Origin of the sequence: Bradyrhizobium altum, assembly GCF_020889705.1 — a bacterium.
In the GTDB taxonomy this organism is placed as follows: Bacteria; Pseudomonadota; Alphaproteobacteria; order Rhizobiales; family Xanthobacteraceae; genus Bradyrhizobium; species Bradyrhizobium altum.
The window spans coordinates 26,176-32,211 of the sequence record NZ_JACMYP010000076.1 but is presented as its reverse complement, the minus strand read 5'-3'; the positions used below and the strand labels follow the sequence as shown (position 1 = coordinate 32,211).

Genomic DNA, 6,036 nt, shown 5'->3' with positions numbered 1-6,036 from the left:
AAGCTGCCGCTCTGAGTTCGTATATGACTGCACGCCGGTCACCCCTGTGGAGCGCAGGAATTCCGCAACTCACATGATCGTGGCGCCGAAAACTCGCAGTGATCCGCAGCAAATTTCGGTCGCACGCCCAGCCTAAGGTGATATCGGTTGATAAGAGCCTTGAATACATCGAACCGCTCGCCACATCCGCCGGGCAATGGGGGCGAGTCGCACGTTTTCAGGCGTAACTCCATCGGCATGAATGCGGAACGAGCAATTACGCAATGTTGAGGCGTACGCGCCGTACTTCCAACGCCCAAGTGAACCTGCATCTGCGATGAGTTCGATTGACGATAGATTAAGTGAAATCAGATGGATACGAAACGAGATTTGGCGCTGTCGTAGGTTGCTTAAGACCGAACTGCCTCGCGAGGAGAGTGAGGCCGTTGAGAAGCGTCTGCTTGAACAGCTTTCCGCCTTTGAACGGCTCTTGACGACCGCATTTCCTCTCGTCTTGAGTTCTGGGGTGAACTCAACCAAAAGCAGTCCGATCGGTCCAAGTGAATCCACTGAAACGCTCGTTGAGAACGCCGCAACGGCATCAACCGGCGCCTTCGGGAACTCGATCGGTGGCTGATGCGAGCAGCTTCTCCTGCTTAAGAAGTCCCCCGCTCGGGCGTCTCACTCCCGATGCAGGATCGGACCGTTGTTGACGCCTCGTTTTTTCGACCCGCCCCTTCTCTCCGCCGCGGTTGGCATCACCCGGCGGCATTCGACACGCAAGTCCTTAAAATTGTCCCTCAGACAAAACATGGCCGCGTCCACATCGCCACGCCCTGTAAAGTGGTCACAGAAGCGTATCACGTCTGGTCTGCAAGACGTCAATATCTCTTCTGATCTTCGTTCTCGCGCCCGAGCGTATCCCGTGCACCACGTCGCTGCGATCGCAATCACAACAAGGGCGGTTACATCGCGAGGCGCACGGTAAGTCCAACCCGTTCGTCGCTTTTGCCTGAACAAACCTCTCTTAAGCTGCATACCCTTCACTATTGTTCTTTGCCCCGCGAGTATCATCTATTTAGGAAAGCAGGTAGCCGCATCGGCAGGAGCGGTCGTGTCACTGCCGATTCGGGCGTCTTTGTTTCAATACTTCCGGAATCATCGTTGCATCGCGCGCCAGACCTTGCTGCCAAGACCAACGCACAACACAGGCTGGCTGCATTTGCAGCGGGCGCAGCCCATTTTAGGGACTGTGTTTAGGTCTACATTCGCGACGCTAGTTCCCAACGTGACAGTTCTGAAGGCGATTGATCCTGCTTGGCACTGCCTACAACCTGACGCTACGATCGATTCAAGCACTTTTGCTCGTCGAACAAGTGCCAATACGCTCCAAGATGGGAATATCCGCATCTTGATGGGAGACAGTAAGGAGAGCTGCTCGACAATTACACGTTTCACCGGCGGCAGCGCGGACGGAACGTGATCCAACGCTGGCCGATAGCTGCTCGGCTACGCTGGAGCGCAACGCAATTGTTGAAGGCTTCGCAAGGGCAAATGATCGCGTCGCGTCGATCACGGGACGAATTGCGTCGACGCTGTTCTTTTTGTTGGGTGTCCGACCTAGGTTGCAAGCCTGCACGCTCGAAATTGCGGGACCGGCAGCTTTACGACTTGCCCATAGGTTCGAATCGTAGACCTTCAGGGTAGTGATTGTCGCGTGTGGGACGGTCGCTTGATCCCAAAGGTTCGAGCCGATAAATCAACGGTCCAGCTCCTCTAGCGCGGCACCGCACTGCTGCGAGCCAGTCCGCGAGCGAGCACCGCATGTTCAAAATGGATGCGCCGTGAGAGCTAACAACGCGACGCGCGCCTCTTTCTTCGCCACAAACGCCGGCGTAGCCGCAGTTCATCAGATACCCGACGGCTCTGCCTCGCCAGATCGCGCGCCCCGATCTCGACGGCTATCGACGCCAGGCGGTAGGTGCCGCCGATCAGATGGATGACCTCGTCTGCGTTGACACTTTGTTGACTGTCCCGGCGGTCCGGCGCAATTGACGGGCTGCCGACGATCAAGCCCGTGTCGACATCAGTGCAGATGACCCTGCCGGCGCCGTCGGGTCCGCTTCGTCCAAGACTGCGATGTCGCAATCTCGATACGGCGACTGCGGTGCGCTGATGCGCACTGGGGCGATAGTCATGGCCTCTCCTATGTGCGCCCGTATCAGGACGCGAGAGCGGTCCAGGTAGCTGGCGCAAGCGATTGTTCGCAGGCGAAACCGCCAGCGTGCTGGTGATGAGATCAGGAGATCAATTGTGAATTCGCATTGAGTGCGCCCTCAGAACTGCAAGGAAGATCGCGAAGGCTGTGGACGAGGGCTAGATCGTGATGCTCATGAGTTTACGATAACGCGCATCCTTGAAATGTCCGTCCAAGAGATAACTAAACTTCTAGCTAAGTGGCCAAATGAGGCCAATGAGAGCCCCCTTTCGTCGGCGCAGAACAGCCGGACGACAAATCCTAGTGCCGACCTCTGCATGAGGGGCGAACGTCATAGTCGTGGCCTCTCCAACCCATTCTCGCTGCAAGAGCCGACAGTATCGTCTTCAGCTTTCATCCCGTCCCGCCTGGATGGCCGGTTCGCGACGCGGACGTCTGAAACTCGACGACACGATGAGGCGATTCCACACGCGGGGTGGGGACCCATACGAGCATCACCATGAACGAAGCCTTCCCCGCACCATGCTATTAACCGGCACGCAGATTGCTGGTGAGGAGCAAGGAGCTACCGCGAGTAAAGCGACCGCGGCGGACCATCTTCGGAGTCCCAATGAGGCTTTTTCGATTGATTCTATTCGACCTGGCTTTGATGCTGCTTGCACCTGAAGTCGCAGAAGGCATGAATACTGGCGTCGGCGCACACTTCACATCGGCCACCAGCGTTGTGGCGCCGTTCGAGCGGATCGCCTGCCATGAGGCGGTCTCAAGCTCTGGGGATAGCCGACGCGTCTACAGCCAAACGACGCAAGCCGCGCCAGTCCAGCCGGCGGACGAACTGAATCCGGCCAAGCTGGCTGAGGATTCCGCGATACCGGACGCCCGCCTTGCATGTGTGATCGGTAAGCGCTTCCGGCAGCGTTCGATTGCAACGATCCTCGATGACAGGGAGATGCTCAAGATGCCGGCCGTCGTAACACCGTCGATCTGCAATGCTGCCGCCGCACCTTTTGGCCTCCTCGAGGCGGAAACGCCGCGCTGGAGCGAAACAGACTGGATTGTGGGCGGCATGGTGATCATCGCCTTTGCGATCATCATTCTCGTCGTGATTTGATGGAAAGATGCAGCATAGGCGCGGGCACGTGAGAGAAGCAAAACCGGGCTATATAGAAGTCGCCTTCAACGGCGCTATCGCGGGGATCCCGCTGGATGCGCAATTCAGCGCCCCAGCCAAAGGTGTCACGGCCGTCTTCGGTCCTCCAGGGTGCGGCAAGACGACACTCGCGCGCTGCATTGCCGGCATCCAGCGTCTGCCGAGTGGATTCTGCGGCGTCGATGGTGAAATTTGGCAGGACGAAACGACGTTTCGGCCGCCTCATCTGCGTCCTGTCGCATATGTATTCCAGCGACCAATTCTTTTCTCTCATTTGTCCGTCAGGCGCACCCTTCTGTACAACGCGTCAAAATCGAACGTGTCACTGATTGACCTTGATGGCGTCGTCGACTTGCTCGACCTGGCACCGCTGCTTGACCGTGCGCCGTCATATCTTTCTGGCGCCGAGCGACAGCGACTTGCCCTTGGCAGCGCGCTGTTGTCCCAACCTCGGCTACTTCTGCTGGACGACCCGCTCATTGTGCTCGACCGGGCCGCCAAGCGAGAGATTCTGCCGTTTATCGAGCGCATGCGTGACGAGCTCACGTTGCCGATGATCTATATCTGCCACGACATGGCTGACATCGAGCGCTTTGCCGACCATCTCGTCATGATGAAAGATGGCATTGTGACCGCGGCTGGGCCGCTGCATGTCGTCCAGAGCGATCCAGCGCTTGCTGCTCGAGGCGACGCGGCTGTCTGCGTCGACACCGTAGTCGGCGGCTATGACGGGCGCTATGGGCTGATCATCCTCCGCCTCAAGGGGGCGCGTCTGTTGATACCTGGAGCACCGCTCAGACCAGGCGCGCAGCTACGGCTGCGCATCGCAGCCGGCGATGTCAGCATTGCGCGCGAACCACCGCGCGCGAGCTCGATCCTCAATGTTTTTCCGGCACGCATCAAAGCCTCTCTGCCGTTCGACGAAGCTCATGTCACCTTGGTTCTCGCTCTCGAAACTGGCCGTTCGGGCGTGCCGCTTTTGGCCCGCATCACGCGCCGTTCCTTTGATGAGCTAGGGCTTGGCAATGGAACGGACGTGTTCGCCGAGGTCGCCCGGGCCTTGCCGGTCGCGCACCCCGAACGATTGCTCACAACGCCATCCACACCAGTACGAGACGTTCGACAGCTAGGCGCCGACACGAGAAGCGAACAGAAATTGGGGCACGGCCATGATCGACCATCTTGATGATATCGATCCAAATGATGTGGCGGCAATTTTCTACCAGCCAAAAGATGACGTCGATAAGCTGCTTGCCGATTTCGCCCAGGATCTCGCGCGGCAAGGCGTGCACGTCGGTGGCATCGTGCAGCGACACTTGAAGGACGCAAACGGCCCGCACTCCATGCTCGCAGTCGACGTTGCAACTGGGCAAGAGATCTCGATTTCCCAGCCACTCGGTAGCGGAGCTACGTCCTGTCGGCTCGATGTGCATGGACTGGCCGAGGCCGCCGCTATCGTTTCCCGGGCGCTTCGCGACAAACTCGATCTCCTCGTGATCAGCAAATTCGCCAAACAAGAAGCGGTTGGCCGCGGCCTGCGCGCTGAACTCGTTAACGCGATCACCCGGGGTGTGCCACTTCTGACAGCCGTTCCAAGGAAATGTCTTGCCGACTGGCGAACTTTTACTGGTGATGTTGGCACGCTGCTGCTTTGCGATCCTTTAGCTGTGGAGAAATGGTGGCGCGACATCTCCACGCGCCTGGCGCGCAGCCGTGCCTACAGTCCCAGCTGAGGCTATTTGGGGACGATGATGCCAGACAGCTTGATGACGGCTGCGAGAATATCAGGGACGTTGCCTCCGAAATCGCCGGCCCGGCTTCTTTCGCAGGCTACGAAAGAGCCTTAGCTTCGGCGTCCGTTTCACACCGTGAGTTACCATGATGCTCTGCGAGGGCGCCAAGGGTCCATTCTTGGTCGGCAAGTGCCCGTTTTTCAACAGCGCTTCAAGAGCATCGGGTATCCAAGCCGCATGATTGGAGGTGGATGTGATAGACATCAGATCTCAAGATCAATGCCTGCAGCCAAGCCGCTCGTTAGCTTAGTTGCGACAATCCGATCTTGAGAACGGATGGCATGTAGCTTGCTTCACCGGTGACTGCACAACTTAGGCAAAGCAAACTTGTGAGGTCAGCATGCTCGGAATTGGAAGTCAGTTGCCGCCGTTCGAAATCACAGGCGTGAAGCCCGGCTTTCAGGCGCAGGAACAAGAAGGACACAGCGCGTTCGAGACGCTCACCGAAACGAGCTTCCCAGAAAAATGGAAGATCATCTTTTTCTACCCCAAGGATTTTACCTTCGTCTGTCCGACCGAGATCGTCGAGTTCGGCCGGCTATCCAAGGAATTCGCTGATCGCGATGCTGTGGTACTGGGTGGCTCGACTGACAATGAGTTCTGCAAGCTCGCCTGGCGGCGCTCGCATGCAGACCTGCACAACCTGCCGATTTGGCAGTTTGCCGACACAAAGGGAACCTTAGTCGATGGCCTCGGCGTACGTTCGCCCGAGGGCGTTGCCTATCGCTACACCTTTATCGTCGACCCCGGCAACACAATCCAACACGTCTATGCGACCAATCTCAATGTCGGGCGTAGCCCCAAGGACACGCTCCGCGTTCTGGACGCACTGCAAACCGACGAACTCTGTCCCTGCAACCGCGAAGTCGGCGGCGAAACCCTGAAGGTTGCGTGAG

At 58.0% G+C, this 6,036-nt stretch carries 4 protein-coding genes; all 4 read left to right on the top strand.

Annotated features, from left to right (window positions below; translation table 11 throughout):
• The first annotated feature begins 2,807 nt into the window (after positions 1-2,807).
• The 4 genes from H8B02_RS19945 (at position 2,808) to H8B02_RS19930 (ending at position 6,035) form a co-directional block, all read left to right on the top strand.
• Positions 2,808-3,308: a hypothetical protein gene (locus H8B02_RS19945; protein ID WP_229167793.1), complete on the top strand. Its 501-nt coding sequence runs from the start codon at positions 2,808-2,810 to the stop codon at positions 3,306-3,308.
• A gap of 28 nt (positions 3,309-3,336) precedes the next feature.
• On the top strand, positions 3,337-4,533 hold the full coding sequence (modC, locus tag H8B02_RS19940; RefSeq protein ID WP_376711687.1) for a molybdenum ABC transporter ATP-binding protein: 1,197 nt from the start codon (positions 3,337-3,339) through the stop codon (positions 4,531-4,533).
• Entirely contained in the window at positions 4,517-5,080 is a 564-nt protein-coding gene (locus H8B02_RS19935; RefSeq protein ID WP_229167791.1) for a DUF2478 domain-containing protein, read from the top strand. The genes modC and H8B02_RS19935 overlap by 17 nt, the downstream gene beginning before the upstream one ends.
• 400 nt (positions 5,081-5,480) lie before the next feature.
• A complete protein-coding gene (locus tag H8B02_RS19930) occupies positions 5,481-6,035 on the top strand; it encodes a peroxiredoxin (RefSeq protein WP_229167790.1) in 555 nt (184 codons plus the stop codon).
• Position 6,036: the final 1 nt, after the last annotated feature.

Bases quoted from the DNA above. Each gene is read 5' to 3' on its own strand.
- H8B02_RS19945 (WP_229167793.1), top strand. From the start codon at position 2,808: ATGAGGCTTTTTCGATTGATTCTATTCGACCTGGCTTTGATGCTGCTT.
- H8B02_RS19935 (WP_229167791.1), top strand. From the start codon at position 4,517: ATGATCGACCATCTTGATGATATCGATCCAAATGATGTGGCGGCAATT.
- H8B02_RS19930 (WP_229167790.1), top strand. From the start codon at position 5,481: ATGCTCGGAATTGGAAGTCAGTTGCCGCCGTTCGAAATCACAGGCGTG.